Below are 22,657 nucleotides of genomic sequence, written 5' to 3'. Positions count from 1 at the left end.
GCCGCTGCGCGCCCCATCGCGACACAAGGCCGCTCCTACAAGGGACCGTGCCAGGCATAGCAAGATCGTTCAAGCCATCCCCCGCCCCGTCTGGCATGCTGGCCTGCCAAGTACACGCACTGCAGCCACCATGCCCCACATCGCCCGCCAAGCCTTTCTCCACGGCGCCATCGCCATTCTCCCGTTGTCCCTGGCCGTTGCCCCCTGGGGCCTGCTGGCTGGCTCCATGGCCATCGAGGCCAACCTCAGCGCCTGGGAGGGGCAAGGGCTTTCGGCCATCGTCTTCGCCGGTGCCGCGCAACTGGTGGCGATCGGCATGCTCAAGGGCGGCGCCAACCTCGCGTCGATCCTGTTGACTACCCTGCTGCTGACCTCGCAGCACCTGCTGTATGGCCTGACGATGCGCCCGGTGCTGTCCAGCCAGCCGCTGCGCTGGCGCCTGGGCCTGGGCTTCCTGCTCACCGACGAGTTCTTCGCCCTGACCAGCCAGTACGACCAGCAGCAGTTCAACCGCTGGTACGCCCTGGGCGTGGGCCTGACCTTCTACGTCGCCTGGAACCTGTTCACCCTGGCCGGCATCCTGCTGGGGCAGAACATTCCGCACCTGGACCAGCTCGGCCTGGACTTTTCCATCGTCGCCACCTTCGTCGCTCTGATCGCGCCGCTGGTGCGCAACCTGGCCACGCTGGTGTGCGTGGCAGTGTCGCTGTTCTGTTCGGTGCTGTTCAGCTACTGGCACTGGGAAACCGCCCTGGTGGCCGCAGGCCTGCTGGGCATGAGCGCCGGTTTCGTCTGCCAGAAATTCGCCGGAGCCCGCGCATGACCTGGGTCCTGATTCTTGCCATGGGCGCCATCGTGTTCCTCAACCGCTATGCGTTCCTGGAGCCGCGCCTGCCCTTGCGCCTGAGCTCCAACGCCAGGCAGTTCCTCGGGTTTGCCGTGCCAGGCATGCTCACCGCGATATGCGGCCCGATCATCTTCATGCCCGAGCACCAGCTGGACCTGAGCCTACTCAACCCTTACCTGCTGGGTTCGCTGGTGGCCATCGCCCTGGTGCTGTTGACCCGCAGCGTGTTGCTGAGCATGCTGGTGAGCATGTTGATCTTCTTCCTCTTGCGCAGCTGGCTGGCATGAGCACGCCCCTGCGCGAACAGACACACCTCTGGCAGGCGCCGGCACTGGGCGACGTCGAGATGCTGCACGCGCGCTATTTCCAGCAGCGCTTCGCACCGCATGTGCATGAAGGCTATGTGTTCACCGTGATCGAGTCGGGCGCCCAGCGCTTCTGGCATCGCGGCAGCGAGCACCTGGCGCCGGTCGGCAGCATGGTGCTGATCAACCCCGACGAGCTGCACACCGGGGCCACCGCCCACGAAGCGGGCTGGCGCTACCGAGGGTTCTACCCGGAACATGAACGGGTAACCGGGGTGCTCGACGAACTGGAACTGGGCCGCCACGGCATGCCCAGCTTCAAGGACAGCGTGATCCACGACCCGGCCCTGGCGCTTGCCTTCAGCCAGTTGCACCAGCTGTCCGAAGCCGGCGCCAGTGCCCTGCAGCAGCAGACCGCCTGGCGCCAGGCGGTGCTGGCCCTGGTGCAACGGCACGGGCAATGCGCCGAACCTGCCGCCCCTGGCCACGAACCGCTGGCAGTGGCCCGCGCCCGTGAGCTGCTGGAAAGCCAACTGGCCGACCCACCCTCGCTCGAAGCTCTGGCGGCGGCTGTCAACCTGTCACCGTTCCACTTCGCCCGGGTGTTCCGTCAGGCCACCGGCCTGCCGCCACATGCCTGGTTGAAACAGCGGCGCCTGGCCCGTGCGCGGGAAATGCTCAAGCGTGGCTGGGCTGCCTCGGACGTGGCGTTCGACCTGGGGTTTGCCGACCAGAGCCATTTGAGCCGGCAGTTCAAGCAGGCTTACGGTGTGTCGCCGGGGGCCTATCGGCAAGCATGTGTTCATTCGATCGTGCCAACCAAGCGACTCAAAACGCCAGCTCGAGCTGCAAGGGGTCCGGCAGACTCCTTCGAATCCTGACGGCAACACCTACCAGACGCACCGCTCGCCCTTGCCGTTTGGTATCCCAAAGCATGCGACATAGCCCCTGTATGACCTGCGGCTGTAAAGTCAGGGCGGGCGCCTCGGCACTGGCAATGGAGAAATCGGAGAACTTGAGTTTGACCAGATTCCTGACAATGGGCGGCGTAGGGCCAAGCGCTTCCAGGCGGATGGTTAAGGCCGCCAGCAATCCATCCAGCTCTCTGGCACAACTGGCAAAGTCATCACAGTCGCAGGGCAACGTATGTTCGACTCCCAAGGACTGGACACCTCCGGGCTTCCCTTCATAGCCCTCCAAGCCTCGGCAACGCTCCCACACATAGAAACCGTGCGCACCAAGGTGCCGCAACAGAGCCGGTATCATGTCGTCAGTAACATCAGTACATTTCAGACATCCTAAAGCCTGCAACACGCCCCATGTCCTGGGCCCCACCCCAGGGATCTTGCGAATATCCACATTGGCGAGAAAAGCCTGCACCTGATCGGGTGCAATGACGAACTGGCCATTGGGTTTGTTCACTTCCGAAGCCATTTTCGCCAGATACTTCAAAGGCGCGACACCCGCGGAGGCTGTCAACTGCAGTTCCTGCTCGATCGTAGCCCGGATGCGGCTTGCCATATGCGTTGCCGAACCATTGCAGTGCATCTGCCCTGTCACATCCAGCGTGGCCTCATCCAGCGAGAAAAACTCGACGCCTGGGGTATAACGCCGAAAAATGTCCTCCAGCCTGCGAGTCACTGCCTCATACCGCTCGAAGCGCACAGGCAATAGCACCAAATCCGGACATAGACGTTGCGCAGTGGCAGTTGCCATTCCACTTCTGACACCAAACCGCCTGGCAACATAGTTGGATGTACTGATCACTCCCCTGTCTATCGCCTTGCCACCGACAGCGACCGGCCGCCCACGCAGCCATGGGGCATCCAGCAGTTCGACGGCGACGAAGTAGGAGTCCATGTCGACGTGAATGAACTTACGTCCTTGACCTTGCGGTTGCGTGAGTGCGCCACCCAGCGGTTGAGAGCGCTCAGTCAAGCACGAACACTCCGAACAAGACCGAACCATCGGCATCGCCAATCCTGTGCACACCCTGAATGTGCGGCGCGAATTCGGGGTACTGCGCAGACAAATCCTCCACTGCTTGCAGATAGCCAACCAACGTAGCTGTCCAGCACTCACCGGGAGCGATGCACATGATCCCGGGTGGGTAGGGAATAACGCCTTCTGCCGCAACCCTGCCTGCAACCTCCGAGATCCTCTGCAAGCTGGCCTCTCCACGCACGAACCGTTGGTTGGCCTGGTAAGGGGAGCAATTTTCCTGCGCAGCGCCCATGGCACTGAAAATCTCACTCTGCCGCAGCTCAACCTGATGTATGCGATAGAGCGCTCTGATGCGCTCCCCTAGCTCAGCGATGGACAGGCCCTGATAGGGTGCCGAAGCCGCACGTAGCGAAGGCAGCAGTTGCAGCACCGCAGTGCCATTGAGCCAATGCGCTTCGAAATCCTCCAAAGCGTCCACCAACCTGTTCAAGGTGGCACTGTCGCTGGACGGTGTCATCAACAGGGTAAACGTGAAGAAGTCTGTTTTCTCCGGAGTAAAACCGCAATCTCGCAGATACTGGGCAACAATGCATGCCGGAATCTCTGACTGCCCTCGGGTGGTGAAGATGGCTTTGCATGGGTCGACATAGTGCAAGCCAGGCTCTATGGCCAACACACCCTGCGCCTGGTATTCAAGCGAAGTCTGCAATACAGGCGGCATCAGTGGCCGGATCAACCGACAACGGTGTACGACCTGATCGCGCAACGCGTGCGCAGTGGCCAGCGCTTGCCGCCAGTGGCGCTCGCCCTCACCGTCGGCGAGTATGGCTGCATTCACTTCCAGCGACATGAACAAGGGATACGACGGGCTGGTCGAAGCGTGCTGCATGAATGCTGCGTTGAACATTGGCCGTGTGCAATAACGGCGCAGGTGGCTGATATGCTGGTCTTTCTTGTGAATCTGTGAAGTCTGGGAAAGCCCTGACATCTGCTTGTGCACCGATTGCGTCACAACAATGCCGGGAGAGCTGTCAGTCAATTGCACGCCCAGCGGCGATAACTCGGCCAGTGCGGGAACGAAAGGTTCATACCCAGCCCAGGCGCCATCGAACAGTACGTATTCACATAGATGCCCAATTCGCGCCAATATTGCCGCAGCATCGACCACCACCCCATCACAAGTCGCCTGCTGGATTACCGCCAGACGAAAGGGCCTGGGTTCTCCCGCCCGGCGCTCACAAATCTGCCCCACCCGGCTGCGCAAGTGGCCCTCATCCAGGGCACCTAATCGGTAGCCACCCAGCAGCCCCCGCTCATCTCGCACATTATCCAGGTACACCGGCAAAGCGCCGCACTGGACCAAGGCACCGAGAAACACCGACTTGTGGTTGTTGCGATCCATCAGCACCAGGTCGCCAGCTGCCAACAGCGCACTGGCAACGACCTTGTTGGCAGTGGACGTGCCATTGAGCACGAACCAGGTATCGTCAGCACCAAAAACCCTTGCAGCCAATTGCTCGGCCTCTTGGACCGGGCCTTCGTGGCCTAATACATCACCCAGTTCAGGCGCTGCATGGGGTACATCCACGTGGAACACTTCAGGCCCCAGCAACTGCCTGAAACGGGCTCCAGCGGGATGCTGCTGCAAACAGGCTCCTCCCTGGTGACCTGGGCAGGCAAAGGTTGGCCGACGCATGTCGACAAAAGACGCAACCGCACGTGTGAAGGGAGGCAGTACCTGGTGTTCAAAGGTGAGTGCAGCCGCCATTAGCCGGGCCCTGTCAGGCTCCGACAGCGGCACGCTCAGCCTTCGCTCATCGCCGTCTGCCAGGCCATTCACACCTTCCGAGGCAATGAAAAGTGGTAAACGCCAGCGCGTAACCGCCTCAAGTACAATCGCTTGCAGCGCATCCTCCGGCGTCAAGAACAAGGCAGAAGCGAGTGCGAGATTAGCTGACGTATGAAAGGGCGCAGTCAGCACACCGTCCCATGCGTCAACATCGAGCGCCACGCTATATACGATTGTCGGTGTCATCGGCATTTCCTTTCAGGTTCCAGTGCACAGGCGCGATGAACAGCATCAGCGTCATCCAGATGAAGGTTGCCGGCCCCGCAAGCACAAACACCAAACTGGCAACCAGGCCTGAAACGGCATCACCAATGACGGCCGTGAAGTAATAAAGGGAAAAATTCCTGCCCACCTCATGCTCATTCGACAAGCACTGGATGTTGGTCACGATAGCGATATCGACAAATGCACCGATCAAGCCGACCAGGAACAAGACCGACAGAAACAGCCAGCTGTTGATCTGCAGCGCCACTGCTGCAGCCAAAAACAATGCGCCGTATAGCAGCCAATAACGCAACACCAATCGTGCGGTTGTGCGCGGATTGAAACGTGTGTAGAGCACGCCCCCCAGAACAGTACCCGCTGCAAGCAATGAAAGTACGTAACCTACCGCTGCCTCGGAAGCGAAATGCTCCAGCACCGAAGCCGGAAGGATGAAGCGAATCACCGACGTGGCAAACATCGCGCAGAGCGTGGTGCAACCAATAACGGCAAACAACGGTGCATTGCTGCCCCTTAGCTGACAAACACTGCGTGCAGCATCGCGGACGATGGCACGCCCATCGAAGGCTTGCCTGGCACTTTGCCTACCTGGCCCCAATGTGGCGATGGAGATAGCCGACAGCACCAGACATGTCGCAAAAAACAAGAACGTTGCTTCGCGAGAAAGCACTATTACGCAGACCGAAAAAACCAGCGGGCCGATAATCGAGGCAGCATCCTCGATCACCTGGACACCGCTGTTGACCGAGGCCAACTGGTCCGTTGCAACAATGTCCGGAAAATACGCGCGAAATGTCGGCACATAGAGGCACTCGAGCGCCGTCATGACCATTGCAAGACCAACCAATACAGGTAGTACCGGGGTGAACAGGCCGAACAAGGCAAAGAAGGCAAGCGCCAAAAGGCCTTTGGCAACCTCGACTGCCAACAGTGTTTTCTTTTTTTCGGCGTTATCTGCCAACCAGCCACCCAATGGGGAAAATACGACGCTTGGCAAGTAACGAAAAAAATAGGCGATGCCTATCAACAGCAGATCAGCATCGGTGAGGGACACAATGGCCACGGCAAACGCGGCTTCGAAAGCAAACTCACCACATTTGGAAAATCCGTAGCCAAACGCCAGCGATCGCGTTCCGTAGTTAAGATTCAGCGCGTGCATACCTTATGTTTTCCTCAGCCAGCGGTATAGATCAACTCGTGCTCGGTGATGTCTCGCCCAGGCACATCAAGCCGCTCGAAAACCAGCTTCCTGAGAATGTCCTGCTCACTTGCTGGCATCAGGTAGAACATGATGTTGCTGTACCAGAGCCAACCGAGCCGCGTCAGCCGATAGAACCGTGAGTCCTCAAGCACCAGGCCTGCCTGTATCAATTCATCAAGCCGCCGCATCAGCGCTTCGGGCATGCGGCCCAGTTCAACCAGGCGTTTGTCGACTGAACCGTGATACGCCAGGCGAACTACCAGCGGCTTAACCACATCCAGCATCGGGTCATGCCTGCTCACTTGGCACAAGTGCTCCCCTTGCGCCATGCCTCGGGTGTATTTTTCGCGAGATGAAATATTGGTAATGACATGCTCCGCCACCGACGAGATAGCCCCCACACCGAAGCCCAGCAGGTCATGATCGGCATAGCCGTAGACATGCTCGTGATAGATGAAGGAGTAATCTTCGGCAAACAGCGCACTGCCAGCCCTGGGCCTGCGCACATAGCCGTGACCGTTGTAGGGAATATAGCCATATTGGCGCAGGTGCTCATCGAGCATGAACTTCATATTGAGCTTGCGCATGGCTGGCATTACGTCTGCAAAGCGGGATTTGATCTGCCTGTGCAATTTGACGGATGTTGCAGCGTTGTTGATGGGATAGATGTCGATATTGCTGACTCCTATCGCCACTGCCTTGTCAATGTCGGCAAGCGTCTGCTGCTCGTTACTGCCGTTCATGCCATAAAGGATGTCACAGAGCACATGCTCAAATTGGCTATTCAACAGCTCGGCCGTGCGTTCAATTTTGCCTATGTCCGGGTCAAGGTTGAACAGCTGTCGCCATTCGCGATCCGTCGTTTGCAAGCCAAACCGCGCATGGGTCACACCAATGGCAGCCAGTGCACGAGCTCGCTCCTCGGTGACACTTGTAACACTGAACTCGAATGAAAACTCCTGCACATCGCACATATCAAAATGACGATGCAGCACCTCGCCAATATCGTGGATGTTTCGCGGCGACAGCAGTGACGGTGTCCCACCGCCAAAAAATATGGCCCTGACCGGGACCGCCCTAAAGTCCATTGCTTGCGCTTTGTACTCGATTTCGCTAATCAGTGCCTGTGTATAGCGGTCTATGTCACTGGCACTCTTGTACAGACCCCGGGTAAACGGGCAGAACGAACAAATGGCCTCACAAAAAGGGATGTGAAAGTACAAGGCGCGTGAACGCGAAGCCTGATTGGCTGCGGACATCATCTCAGCGAACTGATACGGGGCCGGCTGGTAGACATTGCATGCTTGCGACGGAAAGAAAAAATTGTACAGCGGAAACTGATAATCAAACTTCAACACCCCTCTATCGAGCAACTGCATGTTCCCCTCCCAGCCGGTCAGCTATTGCACTGCCGCGCAGCAAGGTTCTTTTGTTGACCTGTACGTCCGCACCAAAAAAACCCAAAATCCGATCATTGATCAAATCATTATTTTTTCCACACGTGTATACATCGATACTGATGTATTCGCGCTCAGGATAAGTATGGTAAGAGAGGTGAGACTCCGATAACAGAAAAATCCCGGTGACACCCTCGCCCCCTGAGGAAAATTTGTGAATCATATCGCTTATGATGTTAAACCCTGACGCCTGCAACGCGGTCAGAAAAAAGCGATGCAATTTGCTATCATTGCTCAGCAACTTTGAACTAGCACCCGTGATATCCCAAATGGTGTGGTAGCCACGATCATCCATAAAGCGTGCTCCTGCTCAAGGAAAATAAAGGGGCGGCACAAAGCCGCCCCCTTGCTCACCACATGCACACACCTTTGGTGGTGACACCGGTTACATGGGTCTTGAACAGCTCGATTGCAGATTTCATGTGTGAACTCCTTTCAGGTTTTTGGAATTACCCTTGCATCGCTTGGGCAACTAAAACCTAAGGCTAATCCAGTATCACACTCAACATCCAAGTTGTAACAGCGCCACAGCCTGTGAGTGGCTCGGACCAAGACCCAGGAACATTCCTACAAATACACTTCATGGAGGCGGGACATTGCCGAATGGGCAACCCTGCGAAACAGAGCACTTCAGTACATCGCTTCAAAATTACGACTGGCATACCGCACAGATCGCAACGACACCGACTTTAAACACATTGTTTATAAGTAACGAGTTGTTGCAGCGCCTCAGAAGCCGCCATTTGCCGCTGAATCTGCGCCTGCTGCAAAGGCAGCAGTACGGCGCTAACCCTCTGCTACACTGACAAGGCTGAATGGAGGATCCTGCCATGTCCGAAAGAGAGCTCACCACCCTCCTGTCGCTGATGAACCAGCGCCAGGCCTGCCTGAGCAGTGCCTGCAAGGAGATAGCCGACTGGATCGACCGGCAGGGCGACGTGCCCGCCGCCGGCAAGATCCGCGCAAGCCTCAAGGCTCTGGAGGCTGATGAGGCCCAGGTCCGCAAGACCCTGACCTCGCTGACCCTGGACAGACCGCTGCCCAAGTTTCGCAGCTGATTGAACCGGGGGCTGCCTGGCAGCCCATCGCGACACAAGGCCGCTCCCACAGGGGATACGCGTTCTCCTGTGGGAGCGGCCTTGTGTCGCGATGGGGCGCAAAGCGCCCCCAAAGGGTTCAGCCTGATCAGTGCTTCATGTGCATGTGATCATGCCCACCGCCCGCCTCGGCGTTGAGCGCACGCACTTCGGCCTGCACGTCCAGGGTTTCCTTGGCCCCCTTGGCATCTTCGATGGTCAGGGTCAGCGGCACTTTCTCGCCTTCCTTCACCTGGTTGTTCAGGCCCATCAGCATCACATGCAGGCTGTTCGGGTCGAGGGTCACCGCCTTGCCGGCCGGTAACTCGACCGCCTTGACCTCACGCATGCCCATTACATCACCGTTCATGGTCATCTCGTGCACCTGCACAGTCTTGGCCACAGGCGAAGCCACGCCCACCAGCTTGCTGTCGCTGCTGGCGGTCAGGGTCATGAAGGCACCGGTGGACTGCTGGTGCGGCACGGTCGCCCGCACCCAGGCGTCGCTCACGGTGGTCTGGGCTAGGGCCGGCAGCGCCAGGCCCATCAGGACCAGGGCAGCCAGGCCGTGCTTGATCGGTTGCATCGACATTCAGCAGATCTCCATCAGGGTGACCAGGTCTTCGGCGCATTCCTGGGCGGTCAGGGAATGGCCCAGGCTCAGGCGCAGGGTGCCACGCGTATCGTAGACGTAGCTGGTGGACGAGTGAGAGACGGTATAGGTATCACCGGCCGGGACTTTCTCGTAGAACACCTTGAATTCCTTGGCCACCGCGGCGATTTCCTCGGGGGTGCCGGTCAGCGCGGTGAACGACGGGTCGAACGCCTTCACGTAGGCATCGAGCACCTCGGGGGTGTCGCGCTCCGGGTCCAGGGTAATCAACACCACCTGGAACAGGTCGCGATCGCGGCCGCGCAGCAGCTTGCGGATTTGCGCCGCGCGCGCCAGGGTGGTCGGGCACACGGCCGGGCACTGGGTGAAGCCGAAGAAGATCATCGGCATGCTGCCGTAGAAACTCGACAGGGTGCGCACATTGCCTTGGGTGTCCTTGAGGCTGAACTTGCGCCCAAGGATTTCGTTGCTCATGTTCTTGCCGTACTTGAACTCGAGCCCCCGGGCCGGGCTGCAGCCTGCGAGCAGGCCAAGCCCGAGAACGCCCATCCCGGCGACAACTGCGCGCCGGGTATATAGATCATTCATGAAACCATCCTTTACAGGGAAGGTGCCGGCCCTCGGGACGGGCCGGTCGAAAAACCGGGGCATTCTGGCACGACACCCCGAGGGGTTCTACCCGACGAAGGCAAGGATCGGCTGCAGCCCTTTGAATACGGGCTGCGGCCTGTTGTCGCAGGGGTTGAAACAGTAACACTTTGTTGCTAAGGGAGTGTGTTCAACGCGATCCCTGTAGGAGCGCGTCATCCTCAGTAGTAGGCGTTCTCTTTCTGACTGTGGTCAGTCACGTCACGCACGCCCTTGAGCTCGGGGATACGCTCGAGCAGGGTGCGCTCGATGCCTTCCTTCAGGGTCACATCGGCCTGGCCACAGCCTTGGCAACCACCACCGAACTGCAGCACGGCAATACCGTCGTCGACCACATCCACCAGGCTCACCTGGCCGCCGTGGCTGGCCAGGCCGGGGTTGATCTCGGTCTGCAGGTAATAGTTGATGCGCTCGTTGATCGGGCTGTCTTCGTTGACCATCGGCACCTTGGCATTCGGCGCCTTGATGGTCAGCTGGCCACCCATGCGGTCGGTGGCATAGTCGACCAGTGCGTCTTCCAGGAACGGCACGCTGACCGCGTCCAGATAAGCGGTGAAGCTCTTCAGACCCACGGCGGTGTCGTCAGGCTTCTCTTCGCCCGGCTTGCAGTAGGCGATGCAGGTTTCGGCGTACTGGGTGCCCGGCTGGGTGATGAAAATGCGAATGCCGATGCCAGGCGTGTTCTGCTTGGAGAGCAGATCGGCCAGGTAGTCATGGGCGGCGTCGGTAATGGTTATAGCGCTCATGTAGGTTCCTCACAGACTTGCGGCCAAGTGTACGCCAACCCGGCCTTCGAACAAAGTCCTAGTATTTGACTCGGGAAAGCGCATATTCAGGGGCCCGCCCCCGTGGCGCCGCCAGCCAGGCCTGCATGCGCCGGTACAGGCCGCGCTCCAGCCACTGGTAGCTGAACCACGACATTAGTCCAATGGACGGCACGCACAGAGCAAACACCAGGTACGGGTTCAACTGCAGGCGCTGGCTGGCGAACCAGCCGGCGTACAGCACCAGCACATGGACCAGGTACACCGAATACGAACAGTCGCCCAGCGCCTTGAGCACCCGGTTGCCGCGGAACACCGGCTCCAGGGCGACGAAGGCCAGCACGATCATTGCGCTCGGCACGCCCCAGTGCAGCAAGCGCCGGGAAGCGTCCAGGTGGTAGATGGCAAGACCCGCCACCGCCAGCAAGGCCAACGGCAGCCAGCGGCCCTGGTGAATCAGCCCGCGACGGTGCAGCACGCCCAGGCCGATGCCGAGCAGGAATTCGTAGATGATGTCGTTGCTGTAGAAGCGGCTGAGCACGCCCAGCCTGCCCAGTATCTCGCTTGCCAGCAGCAGCGCGGCGGTGACCAGCAACTGGTGATGACGCTGGCGCACCAGAAAGGCCAGGCCGAACAGCAGATAGAAGAACATCTCGAAGTTCAGCGTCCAGCCCACGTTCAGGGTCGGGTACAAGCCGTAGCCACCGGGGTTTTCCGCCGGGATGAACAGCAGCGACAGCAGCAGGTGGTGCCAGGTGAATGCCTGGTGCGGTATCCATTGGCTGAAGGCCAACAGCAGGGTTGCCATCAGCGCCGTGTAGAACCAGTAGGCCGGAACGATACGCAGCGCCCGGTTGAGCAGGAACTGGCGGGGCTCGATGGCCTTGTCGCGGGTCGACAGGTAGATGACCAGCCCGCTGATGACGAAGAAGATATCGACGCCTGCGGCACCGCGGTCGGTGAGCAGTTGGCCGATGGGGCCGGAGGCTTGGAAGTCGAAGAAGATCTGCATGAAATGGTGGCAGACCACCACCCAGGCGGCGAACGCCCGCAGTGCCTGAAGCGAATACAGCATGGAGAACCCTGCAGTTGCCGGTGCATTGAGGCCCAGGCTCGAATGCAGGGGCGAGCGCTACGCGCTCGTTCGCGGGTAAACCCGCTCCCACAGGGTTAGCGCTGACCTCGAGAGCGGTGCCATACCTGTGGGAGCGGGTTTACCCGCGAAGGGCTGCAAAGCAGCCCCCTTGCAATCGATCAGGACCACCCAGCAAGTCCGACCGCAGGGTAATCGGAAAGGTCAGCCCAACCGATCAGAGGTTCTCGTAGCGGTTCATGTCCAGCACGCCCGCCTCGACCGGTTCGGTCTCCTTGATGAAGCTGTTCAGGTCATGGAAGTAGCGCCAGAACTCAGGGTGACTGCGACGCACACCCCAGCGCATGACGATGCGCTCGAACCTGGCCGGGTCATCTTTCGCATACTCCATGTCCTCGACGAACTCGGGCACATCCTTGGTCGGGATGTTGAAGATGAAGTTGGGGTAGCTGCTGAGCACGCCCGGGTACAGGGTCAGGGTATCCAGCCCCGGCTGGTAGCGGTACGCCTCGCCCAGCAGGAACGCCACGTTGCTGTGCGCGCGGTTGCGCAGCAGGCTGTACACCTGGCGCTGGCCGCCCTGCCCTTCGATGCGCAGCATGGTTGCCTCGGGCAGCTGGTTGATCACCTTCAACCCGGCAGCCGGGCGCGACACCAGGCGGCTGAGCGACTGCTCGGCATTGCGGAACTCTTCGCTGACCTGCGGCCGTGAACAGAACGCGCCCTGGCAGCGGTTGATGGGGTCAGGCGCGGCATTCAGGCTGCCGGTACGCTGCAGAAGCTTCAGGCCGAAGTCGCGCTTGGGGTTGCGCGGGTCGAGCTGGATGCCGCTCGGGGTGTCGGTGTCGATGTCTTCATAATCCATCCACATCTTTACCTTGCCGCTGTTCTGGTACCAGTCGCCGAGGATCGCCTTGCGCTGGTCGGCCGGCATCAGGCGCAGGAAGTTGACCTCGGCGCCGTTGCGGATAAGGTCGAAGTACAGGCGCGTCTGCAACTGGTGCGAGACGTTGCCGAACACATCGAAGTTGACCGCCAGCTGGTAATAGGTGCGCTCGAACAATGGGTAGTCGAACAGCCACACGGTCAGCGGCACATCACCGATCAGGCCCTTGGTCACCGAGGCGCTGTCGAAGTGGCGGAAAATGCTCAGCAACGCGTTGTCGTTACCGGCCCACAACGTCGCCCAGCCCGGGGCCGGCATGTCGGCGTAGGCTTCGCGGCGCAGTTTTTCGTACTCGTTGCGCTTGTCACGGTAGGCGTGCCACAGGCTCAGCACGCTGCCCACGTCATCGATTTGCCCAGGCATGGCCAGCAGCGGCGTGGCCTCGCCACGGTACTTGGCATCGGTGATGTAGCGGTCGTGGGCCGGCTCCTGGAACAACGCCCAGAAGTTGTCGCGGATCACGTCGGTGGCAATCTGCCCACGGCATACCGGGCCACGGATGAAGGTGCGCACGAAGTACTCGGCGTTATCCAGCATGAACTGGTAGCGCGCCACTGCCGGGATCGCTTCGAAGGTTTCGAACGGGTTGGCCCGGTGGCGCGGGCCGTAGCCTGGCAGCGCAGTGGCATGCCAGTCGCCGGCGTAGAACAGTTGCTTGACCCGCTTGAGCTTCTGCGGCCCCATCGGATAGGTGATGTGCGTCTTGTGCACGATCACGCCCTGCACCGGGATCAACCGGTAGTAGAAGTCGGTGCCCGGCGGGTCATTGGGGCGGCGCGTGGCGATCAGGTCGACCGGCTGACCGCTCGGTGTACGCGAACGTACCCACTGGAAGAAGTGGCCCTGCTCGCCACCGACGAAGTAGATGTGCGCCAGGAACAGGTGCTCGTACAGCCAGCGGCCGACCAGCGCCTCGGTGGAACCCGGGCGGTTGAGCAGCTCTTCCCAGTCGGCAATCTGCTTGGCTTCGGCCGCGCTTGGCTTGATCGGCTGGTACTCGACCGGTGCACCGGCGGCCAACCAGCGGCGCATGGTGTCGTATTCCTTGTCGGTCAGGCCGGTCACCGCCAGCGGCATGCCTTCCTTGGGATGGGCACCGGCATAGGCATCGAACTCTTGCGGCAACGGGCACATGTTGTTGCGGTTCAGGCCCAGGACGATTTCCTCGGGCAGCTTGGCATTGGGCGTGAGCGGGGTCTTGTGCCCCAGCTCGAGCATGCGCGCCATCAGCGCGGCCTGGCTGCCCTGGTTGTCGAGCACGGAGTAAAAGCCCTTCTTGCGCCACTCGCCCTCGCTGTGGGCATCGTAGAACAGCCGCGTGGTGGGCACTGCCTTGCTGCGCTCGCCCTGATACACCGGCACCTTGGTGGCGCCGCGTACCGCGCCTTCGGGGCTTTCCAGCTTCAGCTGGCAGGCGGCGTCGTTGCAGGCGTGGCAGGCCACGCATTTCTCGGTGAAGATCGGTTGAATATCCCGGGTGTAGGAAATAGCCGGGCTCGACTGGGGGGCTTGCCCGAACGCCACACTGCTCATGAGCAGGGCGAAAACGCCGGCAAGAATACGATGCACCATGTGCGGAAAGTCCTGGGTATTGAAAGCCATCACGATTTGTTGCCTGGTCGTCCTTGGGTGCCGTGCTTTGCCGACGCCCGCCCAACATGAGCCATTTTCATGCAAATGGGCGATGCGCCTAAAAACCGCGCAGCTTTGTTATGATTCTGCACCTTCTGAAATTCGCCCGACCAGGTAGTTCCTATGTCCGACCGCAGCGCTCGTCTCCAAGCACTCCAGAACGCACTCAAGGAGCGCATCCTGATCCTCGACGGCGGCATGGGTACTATGATCCAAAGCTACCGGCTCGAGGAACACGACTATCGTGGCACGCGTTTCGCCGATTGGCCAAGCGATGTCAAAGGTAACAACGACCTGTTGCTGCTCAGCCGCCCGGATGTGATCGCCGCCATCGAAAAGGCCTACCTGGATGCCGGCGCCGATATCCTCGAAACCAACACCTTCAACGCCACGCAGATTTCCCAGGCCGACTACGGCATGGAATCGCTGGTCTACGAACTGAACGTCGAGGGCGCGCGCATCGCTCGCCAGGTGGCCGATGCCAAGACCCTGGAAACCCCGCACAAGCCGCGCTTCGTCGCTGGCGTGCTCGGCCCTACCAGCCGCACCTGCTCGATTTCCCCGGACGTCAACGACCCAGGCTACCGCAACGTCACTTTCGATGAGCTGGTAACGAACTACATCGAGGCCACCCGCGGCCTGATCGAGGGCGGCGCCGACCTGCTGCTGATCGAGACCATCTTCGACACCCTCAACGCCAAGGCGGCGATCTTCGCCGTGCAGCAGGTGTTCGAGGAAGACGGCATCGAACTGCCGATCATGATCTCCGGCACCATCACCGACGCCTCGGGCCGTACCCTGTCGGGCCAGACCACCGAAGCGTTCTGGAACTCGGTGCGCCACGCCAAGCCGATTTCCGTGGGCCTGAACTGCGCCCTTGGCGCCAAGGACCTGCGCCCGTACCTGGAAGAGCTGGCGACCAAGGCCGACACCCATGTCTCGGCCCACCCCAACGCCGGCCTGCCAAACGCCTTTGGTGAATACGACGAAACCCCGGCCGAAATGGCCGTGGTGGTCGAGGAATTCGCTGCCAGCGGCTTCCTCAACATCATCGGCGGCTGCTGCGGCACCACGCCGGGCCACATCCAGGCCATTGCCGAGGCCGTGGCCAAGTACAAGCCGCGCGAGATTCCGGAAATCGCCAAGGCCTGCCGCCTGTCGGGCCTGGAGCCGTTCACCATCGACCGCCAGTCGCTGTTCGTCAACGTCGGCGAGCGCACCAACATCACGGGCTCTGCCAAGTTCGCCCGGCTGATCCGTGAAGAGAACTACACCGAAGCCCTGGAAGTCGCCCTGCAGCAGGTCGAGGCCGGCGCCCAGGTAATCGACATCAACATGGACGAAGGGATGCTCGACTCCCAGGCCGCCATGGTCCGCTTCCTCAACCTGATCGCCGGCGAACCTGACATCTCGCGCGTGCCGATCATGATCGACTCGTCCAAGTGGGAAGTGATCGAAGCGGGCCTCAAGTGCATTCAGGGCAAGGGCATCGTCAACTCCATTTCCATGAAGGAAGGCGTCGAGCAGTTCAAGCACCACGCCCGCCTGTGCAAGCGCTATGGCGCTGCCGTAGTGGTGATGGCCTTTGACGAAGTCGGCCAGGCCGACACGGCCGCGCGCAAGAAAGAGATCTGCCAACGCAGTTACGACATCCTGGTCAATGAAGTGGGCTTCCCGCCGGAAGACATCATCTTCGACCCGAACATCTTCGCCGTCGCCACCGGCATCGAAGAGCACAACAACTACGCCGTCGATTTCATCGAGGCCTGCGCCTACATCCGCGACCACCTGCCGCACGCCCTGAGCTCGGGCGGTGTGTCCAACGTGTCGTTCTCGTTCCGTGGCAACAACCCGGTGCGGGAAGCCATCCACTCGGTGTTCCTGTACCACGCGATCCAGAACGGCCTGACCATGGGTATCGTCAACGCCGGCCAGCTGGAGATCTATGACGAGATCCCGCCTGCCCTGCGTGAAAAGGTCGAGGACGTGGTGCTCAACCGCACCCCGCATGGCACCGACGCACTGCTGGCCATTGCCGACGACTACAAGGGCGGCGGCGCAACCAGGGAAGTGGAAAACGAAGAGTGGCGCTCGCTGCCGGTGGAAAAACGCCTGGAGCACGCGCTGGTCAAGGGCATTACCGCGTTCATCGTCGAAGACACCGAGGAATGCCGCCAGCAGTGCGCCCGCCCGATCGAAGTGATCGAAGGCCCGCTGATGAATGGCATGAACGTGGTCGGCGACCTGTTCGGCGCGGGCAAGATGTTCCTGCCCCAGGTGGTCAAGTCGGCCCGCGTGATGAAACAGGCGGTAGCGCACCTGATTCCGTTCATCGAAGCCGAGAAAGGCGACAAGCCGGAAGCCAAGGGCAAGATCCTGATGGCCACAGTAAAAGGCGACGTGCACGACATCGGCAAGAACATCGTCGGCGTGGTGCTGGGCTGCAACGGCTACGACATCGTCGACCTCGGCGTGATGGTGCCGGCCGAGAAGATCCTGCAAACCGCCCGCGACGAGAAGTGCGACATCATCGGCCTGTCCGGCCTGATCACGCCGTCGCTGGACGAGATGGTCCACGTGGCCCGCGAAATGCAGCGCCAGGGCTTCCAGTTGCCGCTGATGATCGGCGGCGCCACCACCTCCAAGGCGCACACCGCAGTCAAGATCGAGCCCAAGTACAGCAACGACGCCGTGGTCTACGTCACCGACGCCTCGCGCGCGGTAGGTGTTGCCACCCAGTTGCTGTCCAAGGAGCTGAAAGCCGGCTTCGTCGAGAAGACCCGCCAGGAATACGAAGAAGTACGCGAGCGCACCGCCAACCGCAGTGCCCGCACCGAGCGCCTGAGCTACGCCCAGGCTATCGCCGCCAAGCCGCAGTACGACTGGGCTGGCTACCAGCCAGCGGTGCCCACCTTCACCGGCGTCAAGGTGCTGGAAGACATCGACCTGCGCACGCTGGCCGAGTACATCGACTGGACCCCGTTCTTCATCTCCTGGGACCTGGCCGGCAAGTTCCCGCGCATCCTCACCGACGAAGTGGTCGGCGAAGCGGCGACGGCGCTGTACAAGGATGCCCGCGAGATGCTCGACAAACTGATCGACGAAAAACTCATCAGCGCCCGCGCAGTGTTCGGCTTCTGGCCGGCCAACCAGGTTGCCGATGACGATATCGAAGTGTACGGCGAGGACGGCCAGGCCCTGGCTACGCTGCACCACCTGCGCCAGCAGACCATCAAGCCGGACGGCAAGCCCAACTGGTCGCTGGCCGACTTCGTCGCGCCGAAGGCCAGTGGCGTTACCGACTACGTGGGCGGTTTCATCACTACCGCCGGCATCGGTGCCGAGGAAGTGGCCAAGGCCTACCAGGACAAGGGAGACGACTACAGTTCGATCATGGTCAAGGCCCTGGCCGACCGCCTGGCCGAGGCCTGTGCCGAATGGCTGCATGAGCAGGTGCGTAAAGAGCACTGGGGTTATGCCCGCGATGAACACCTCGACAACGAGGCGCTGATCAAGGAGCAGTACCGCGGTATCCGCCCGGCCCCCGGCTACCCGGCCTGCCCGGACCACACAGAGAAGGAAACCCTGTTCCGCCTGCTTGATGGCACTGCCATCGGTGAGACCGGGCCGAGCGGCGTGTTCCTCACCGACCACTTTGCGATGTTCCCGGCAGCGGCGGTCAGCGGCTGGTACTTTGCCCACCCGCAGGCGCAGTACTTTGCGGTGGGCAAGGTCGACAAGGACCAGGTCGAGCGCTACAGCGCGCGCAAGGGCCAGGATGTGAGTGTCAGCGAGCGCTGGTTGGCGCCTAACCTGGGTTACGACAGCTAAGACCCTTGGGGCCGCTTTGCGGCCCATCGCGACACAAGGCCGCTCCTACAGGAGAATGCAATCCTTTGTAGGAGCGGCCTTGTGTCGCGATGGGCTGCACAGCAGCCCCAATAGCCACCTACACTGTCCCTGATTGCCTCTGATTTCCTCAGGAGCCACCATGGACGATTCCAGCCAGGGCAAGCCCCCTACCTTCTGGCAGATGCTGCACAGCATCCTCGCTGCCGCCTTCGGCGTGCAAAGCGGCAAGAACCGCGCCCGCGACTTCACCCACGGCAAGGCCAGCCATTTCATTGCGCTGGGGACGCTGTTCACCCTGGTGTTCATTGCCGTACTGATCGGCCTGGTGCAGTTGGCCCTGCACCTTGCGCGCTAGCAAAAACGCCTGCGGGACTCCCTCCCGCAGGCGCTCTGGCTGCATCACGGTCTTGAATACAAGTCTACTGGTGGCTGACCCAATAAACGGCAGTGACCACCACCAGAACGATCAGGCAGAGGATCGCCCAGGCATCGACGCTGCTGTCAGCTTTGCGGACCTTGGTTGAGTTTCCCATTGCATTGCCTCTTGTAGTGGTTATGGGAATGCACTTCACCACCAGCAGTTAAGACGAGCAATGCCCTTCCCTCAAGCAGGGTCTTTCAATAATTGATCGGTGATGTCAGAAATGGGTACTTATACTCGGGCGGCCGCCCTTCGGCACTGTAACGCTGGAAATCGATACCATAGTCGGGCCGTTCCAGTAATTTCAGCCAACGGGTTGCCTTGGCCTGGTCAATCGACTGCAACACCGGGATGCGATGCTCGCGCAGGCCGTCGCGGTTCACCGCCAGTCCCTGGGCATCATCGTGCAGCATCACCATGGCCCAGCCGCCAAGGGTGAAATGCCCGCCCATCAGCACGCTAAGACGCCCGTCGATACGTGCATGCAGGGCCTCGGGCGAGCTGTTGATGGCGCTGAACAGCACATCGCGCCCCGGCTTGCGCCCTGCCTCTTCGAACGCCTGCATGGCACCAAAGGCCATTTCGTCGTTGGCCGACCATACCAGGCGGGTGGCCGGGTAGCGCTCCACCAGTTGCTGCGCCTGCTCGTAGGCGCGCTGGCGGCTCCAACCACCATATACCACCTGGCGCAGGCGCACCTGGGGGAAGTCGGCCAGGGCGCGGCGCATGCCCTCCTCGCGCAGCTGCGAGGCCGGGGTGGTCTTGACCCCGGCAAACGCCAGCAGGTCCACCGGCCCACTGTCGCGGGGCAATTGCGCGACCATCTGGTGCAACATCTCAAAACCCGCTTGCTCGTCGTTGGCCGTCAAGGTACCCAGCAGCTCGGCATACTTGTCCGGCTGCGCCTCGATGCTACGGGCCTGGCTGGCAGTCAGGCCGTTGTTGACCAGGAACAGTTTGACGCCGGTGCCACGCGACAGGCGCATGATCTCCGGCGCCACGTACCGCTCATTGACCAGGACCAGGTAATCCGGCCGCTGCGGTCCGCCCAGGATAGCCCTGGCCTGGGTCAGCGCCAGGTCGGCGCGGCGTTCGCTGTATTCCACGTGCAGGGTCATGCCCAGATCGTCTGCAGCGGCCTGCATGAAGCGGGTATAACTGGTCCAGAACGTCTCGGTGGACAGCCCCGGGTTGAGGAAAACCACCGAAGCCGGCTGCGCACTTGCCGCCAGCGGCAAGGCAAGACACAAGCTTTGGCACAACGCCTTGAGCATGGGCTGACATCCCTGCGAAACAAACGCCGGATTATAAACGCCAAGCCACGCCCAGCGCACAAATGGCAGTCAGTCTCACATAGTCCATTTGGTTCTTTTCATATGCAAAAACATCACTTTAGCGCATAAACGCAACCTGCTATCGTTCCCCGGCTCCGAAGCGGAGTGCGCGGCCGTGCGCGCGAATAGCTGCATGCCTGAGACAGGACTTTTATGTACGTATACGACGAGTACGATCAGCGGATCATCGAGGACCGCGTCAAGCAGTTCCGTGATCAGACCCGCCGCTATCTGGCCGGTGAGCTGAGCGAAGAAGAATTCCGCCCTCTGCGCCTGCAGAACGGCCTTTACATCCAACGTTTCGCGCCGATGCTGCGCGTCGCCGTGCCGTACGGCCAGCTGAACGCCACCCAGGTCCGCACCCTGGCCAGGATCGCCCGCGACTATGACAAGGGCTACGCCCACATCTCCACCCGCCAGAACGTGCAGTTCAACTGGCCGGCCCTGGAGGACATCCCGGACATCCTCGCCGAACTGGCCACCGTGCAGATGCACGCGATCCAGACCAGCGGCAACTGCCTGCGCAACACCACCACCGACCAGTTCGCCGGTGTGGCCGCAGACGAAATCGTCGATCCGCGCCCGTGGTGCGAAATCGTCCGTCAGTGGACCACCTTCCACCCGGAATTCGCCTACCTGCCGCGCAAGTTCAAGATTGCCATCAACGGCTCGCAGGAAGACCGCGCCGCCATCGAAGTGCACGACATCGGCCTGGAGCCGGTGCGCAATGCCGCTGGCGAGCTGGGCTTCCGTGTGCTGGTCGGTGGCGGCCTGGGCCGTACCCCGGTGGTGGGCTCGTTCATCAACGAGTTCCTGCCGTGGCAGGACCTGATCAGCTACCTTGACGCCATCCTGCGCGTGTACAACCGTTACGGTCGCCGTGACAACAAGTACAAGGCGCGGATCAAGATCCTGGTCAAGGCCCTTACCCCGGAAGTGTTCGCCGAGAAGGTCGAGGCCGAAATGGTCCACCTGCGCGGCGGCAGCACCACCCTGACCGAAGCCGAAGTGCAGCGTGTATCGCGCCACTTCGTCGACCCGGCCTACCTGGCCCTGGACAACGTCGACTACGCCGCGCAGGACGCCGAGTACCCAGGCTTCGCCCGCTGGCGCTCGCGCAACACCCGCGCCCACAAGCGCCCTGGCTACGTGGCCGTGACCCTGTCGCTGAAGCCCACCGGCGTTGCACCTGGCGATGTCACCGACAAGCAGCTGGACGCCGTGGCCGACCTGGCCGAGCGCTACAGCTTCGGTTTCCTGCGCACGTCGCACGAGCAGAACATCATTCTTGCCGACGTCGAGCAGCGTCAGCTGCATGCACTGTGGCTGGAACTGCGCGAAAACGGCTTCGCTACCCCGAACATCGGCCTGCTGACCGACATCATCTGCTGCCCGGGCGGTGACTACTGCTCGCTGGCCAACGCCAAGTCGATCCCGATCGCCGAATCCATCCAGCGCCGCTTCGACGACCTGGACTACCTGTTCGACATCGGCGAGATCGACCTGAACATCTCCGGCTGCATGAACGCCTGCGGCCACCACCACGTGGGCCACATCGGCATCCTCGGCGTGGACAAGAAGGGCGAGGAGTTCTACCAGGTGTCGCTGGGCGGCAATGCCGCGCGTGGCGCGAGCCTTGGCAAGATTCTCGGCCCGTCCTTCGCCCAGGATGACATGGCCGATGTGATCGAGAAGCTGATCGCCGTGTACGTCGAGCAACGTACCGAGGAAGAGCGTTTCATCGACACCTACCAGCGTATCGGCATCGACCCCTTCAAGGAACGCGTCTATGCAGCGAATCATTAAGAACAACCAGATCGTCGACGAAACCTGGCATCTGCTGCCCAAGGAAACGTCCTTTGACGAGCTGACCAACTGCGACGACTACATCGTCCCGCTGCAGATGTGGCGCGACCATGCCCATGCGCTCAAAGCCCGTGACGGTGGGCTGGGCATATGGCTGGACAGTGACGAAGAAGCCGAAGAAATCGGCGAAGACGTGCAGCACTTCCAGGTCATCGCACTGAACTTCCCGGCGTTCACCGACGGGCGCAACTACTCCAATGCGCGCCTGCTGCGTGACCGCTACAAGTTCAAGGGCGAACTGCGCGCCATCGGCGATGTGCTGCGCGACCAGCTGTTCTTCATGGCCCGTTGCGGCTTTGACGCGTTCGCCATCCGCGCCGACAAGGACCCGGAAGACGCGCTGCAAAGCCTGAAGGACTTCTCGGTGACCTACCAGGCCGCCACCGACGAGCCGCTGCCGCTGTTCCGCCGCCGCTGATCGTCACCTTGCAATGCCAGACGGCCCGCCTATATGGCGGGCCGTTTCGTTTTCCTGTACCGGCCTCTTCGCGGGTGAACCCGCTCCCACAGGTACTGCACCGTTCTTGAGTGCGGCGCGGTCCCTGTGGGAGCGGGTTCACCCGCGAAGAGGCCGGTACAGGTTTACC

General features: G+C 61.1%; 19 protein-coding genes. 8 read left to right on the top strand and 11 right to left on the bottom strand.

All coding sequences use genetic code 11. The features are described from left to right. The first annotated feature begins 130 nt into the window (after nucleotides 1-130). Genes M1D87_RS09805 through M1D87_RS09795 form a run of 3 tightly spaced genes read left to right on the top strand, consistent with a single transcriptional unit; the run spans nucleotide 131 to nucleotide 2,033 of the window. Entirely contained in the window at nucleotides 131-823 is a 693-nt protein-coding gene (locus M1D87_RS09805; protein WP_013971958.1) for an AzlC family ABC transporter permease, read from the top strand. After that, on the top strand, nucleotides 820-1,134 hold the full coding sequence (locus M1D87_RS09800) for an AzlD domain-containing protein (protein ID WP_003260448.1): 315 nt from the start codon (nucleotides 820-822) through the stop codon (nucleotides 1,132-1,134). Before M1D87_RS09805 ends, M1D87_RS09800 begins: the two co-directional genes overlap by 4 nt. Further along, nucleotides 1,131-2,033: an AraC family transcriptional regulator gene (locus tag M1D87_RS09795; RefSeq protein WP_123083639.1), complete on the top strand. Its 903-nt coding sequence runs from the start codon at nucleotides 1,131-1,133 to the stop codon at nucleotides 2,031-2,033. The genes M1D87_RS09800 and M1D87_RS09795 overlap by 4 nt, the downstream gene beginning before the upstream one ends. Here the strand turns inward: M1D87_RS09795 and dinB are convergent. From dinB to speD, 5 genes are read right to left on the bottom strand one after another with little or no spacing between them, the layout of a single operon-like run. Beyond that, nucleotides 1,981-3,090 (bottom strand): DNA polymerase IV, encoded by a 1,110-nt coding sequence (gene dinB / locus M1D87_RS09790; RefSeq protein WP_232881095.1) that lies wholly within the window; start codon nucleotides 3,088-3,090, stop codon nucleotides 1,981-1,983. The genes M1D87_RS09795 and dinB overlap by 53 nt on opposite strands. Beyond that, nucleotides 3,083-5,131: an Orn/Lys/Arg family decarboxylase gene (locus tag M1D87_RS09785; protein ID WP_259677046.1), complete on the bottom strand. Its 2,049-nt coding sequence runs from the start codon at nucleotides 5,129-5,131 to the stop codon at nucleotides 3,083-3,085. The genes dinB and M1D87_RS09785 overlap by 8 nt, the downstream gene beginning before the upstream one ends. Continuing rightward, nucleotides 5,109-6,326, bottom strand: coding sequence for an MFS transporter (locus M1D87_RS09780; protein WP_061302704.1), 1,218 nt, complete (start codon nucleotides 6,324-6,326; stop codon nucleotides 5,109-5,111). The genes M1D87_RS09785 and M1D87_RS09780 overlap by 23 nt, the downstream gene beginning before the upstream one ends. A gap of 14 nt (nucleotides 6,327-6,340) precedes the next feature. Continuing rightward, entirely contained in the window at nucleotides 6,341-7,747 is a 1,407-nt protein-coding gene (locus M1D87_RS09775; protein ID WP_123083642.1) for a coproporphyrinogen-III oxidase family protein, read from the bottom strand. After that, complete coding sequence (gene speD, locus M1D87_RS09770) at nucleotides 7,731-8,120, bottom strand: adenosylmethionine decarboxylase (RefSeq protein ID WP_061305659.1); 390 nt, start codon at nucleotides 8,118-8,120, stop codon at nucleotides 7,731-7,733. The genes M1D87_RS09775 and speD overlap by 17 nt, the downstream gene beginning before the upstream one ends. Nucleotides 8,121-8,655: 535 nt before the next feature. Between speD and M1D87_RS09765 the strand changes: the two genes are divergently transcribed. Continuing rightward, nucleotides 8,656-8,883: a hypothetical protein gene (locus tag M1D87_RS09765; protein ID WP_003260451.1), complete on the top strand. Its 228-nt coding sequence runs from the start codon at nucleotides 8,656-8,658 to the stop codon at nucleotides 8,881-8,883. 127 nt (nucleotides 8,884-9,010) lie between these two features. Here the strand turns inward: M1D87_RS09765 and M1D87_RS09760 are convergent, their stop codons facing one another. The 5 genes from M1D87_RS09760 to M1D87_RS09740 form a co-directional block, all read right to left on the bottom strand. Beyond that, nucleotides 9,011-9,493, bottom strand: coding sequence for a copper chaperone PCu(A)C (locus M1D87_RS09760; RefSeq protein WP_013971950.1), 483 nt, complete (start codon nucleotides 9,491-9,493; stop codon nucleotides 9,011-9,013). Continuing rightward, complete coding sequence (locus tag M1D87_RS09755; RefSeq protein ID WP_024086651.1) at nucleotides 9,494-10,102, bottom strand: SCO family protein; 609 nt, start codon at nucleotides 10,100-10,102, stop codon at nucleotides 9,494-9,496. It abuts the gene before it with no gap. Nucleotides 10,103-10,323: 221 nt separating this feature from the next. Continuing rightward, nucleotides 10,324-10,908: a Fe-S biogenesis protein NfuA gene (nfuA, locus tag M1D87_RS09750; protein WP_003250416.1), complete on the bottom strand. Its 585-nt coding sequence runs from the start codon at nucleotides 10,906-10,908 to the stop codon at nucleotides 10,324-10,326. Nucleotides 10,909-10,966: 58 nt separating this feature from the next. After that, a complete protein-coding gene (locus M1D87_RS09745) occupies nucleotides 10,967-12,001 on the bottom strand; it encodes an acyltransferase family protein (RefSeq protein ID WP_123083643.1) in 1,035 nt (344 codons plus the stop codon). Nucleotides 12,002-12,236: 235 nt separating this feature from the next. Further along, nucleotides 12,237-14,537 (bottom strand): fatty acid cis/trans isomerase, encoded by a 2,301-nt coding sequence (locus M1D87_RS09740; protein WP_123083644.1) that lies wholly within the window; start codon nucleotides 14,535-14,537, stop codon nucleotides 12,237-12,239. A 183-nt stretch (nucleotides 14,538-14,720) separates the two neighbouring features. Here M1D87_RS09740 and metH point away from each other — a divergent pair, with 183 nt between their 5' ends. Both metH and M1D87_RS09730 read left to right on the top strand, forming a co-directional pair. Continuing rightward, complete coding sequence (gene metH, locus M1D87_RS09735) at nucleotides 14,721-18,428, top strand: methionine synthase (RefSeq protein WP_421091683.1); 3,708 nt, start codon at nucleotides 14,721-14,723, stop codon at nucleotides 18,426-18,428. Nucleotides 18,429-18,588: 160 nt separating this feature from the next. Further along, entirely contained in the window at nucleotides 18,589-18,804 is a 216-nt protein-coding gene (locus M1D87_RS09730) for a DUF2970 domain-containing protein (RefSeq protein ID WP_003256398.1), read from the top strand. Between the two features lie 263 nt (nucleotides 18,805-19,067). Here the strand turns inward: M1D87_RS09730 and M1D87_RS09725 are convergent, their stop codons facing one another. Next, nucleotides 19,068-20,144 (bottom strand): ABC transporter substrate-binding protein, encoded by a 1,077-nt coding sequence (locus M1D87_RS09725; protein WP_123083646.1) that lies wholly within the window; start codon nucleotides 20,142-20,144, stop codon nucleotides 19,068-19,070. A gap of 213 nt (nucleotides 20,145-20,357) precedes the next feature. On the opposite strand from M1D87_RS09725, the gene M1D87_RS09720 reads away from it, so the two are divergent. Both M1D87_RS09720 and M1D87_RS09715 read left to right on the top strand, forming a co-directional pair. After that, nucleotides 20,358-22,010, top strand: a complete 1,653-nt coding sequence (locus M1D87_RS09720) for a nitrite/sulfite reductase (protein ID WP_013971944.1) — start codon at nucleotides 20,358-20,360, stop codon at nucleotides 22,008-22,010. After that, a complete protein-coding gene (locus M1D87_RS09715; RefSeq protein ID WP_013971943.1) occupies nucleotides 21,994-22,488 on the top strand; it encodes a DUF934 domain-containing protein in 495 nt (164 codons plus the stop codon). The genes M1D87_RS09720 and M1D87_RS09715 overlap by 17 nt, the downstream gene beginning before the upstream one ends. Nucleotides 22,489-22,657 lie beyond the last annotated feature (169 nt).

It is taken from the genome of Pseudomonas sp. SA233, assembly GCF_054792385.1.
This window is presented reverse-complemented; position numbering and strand designations above follow the sequence as displayed.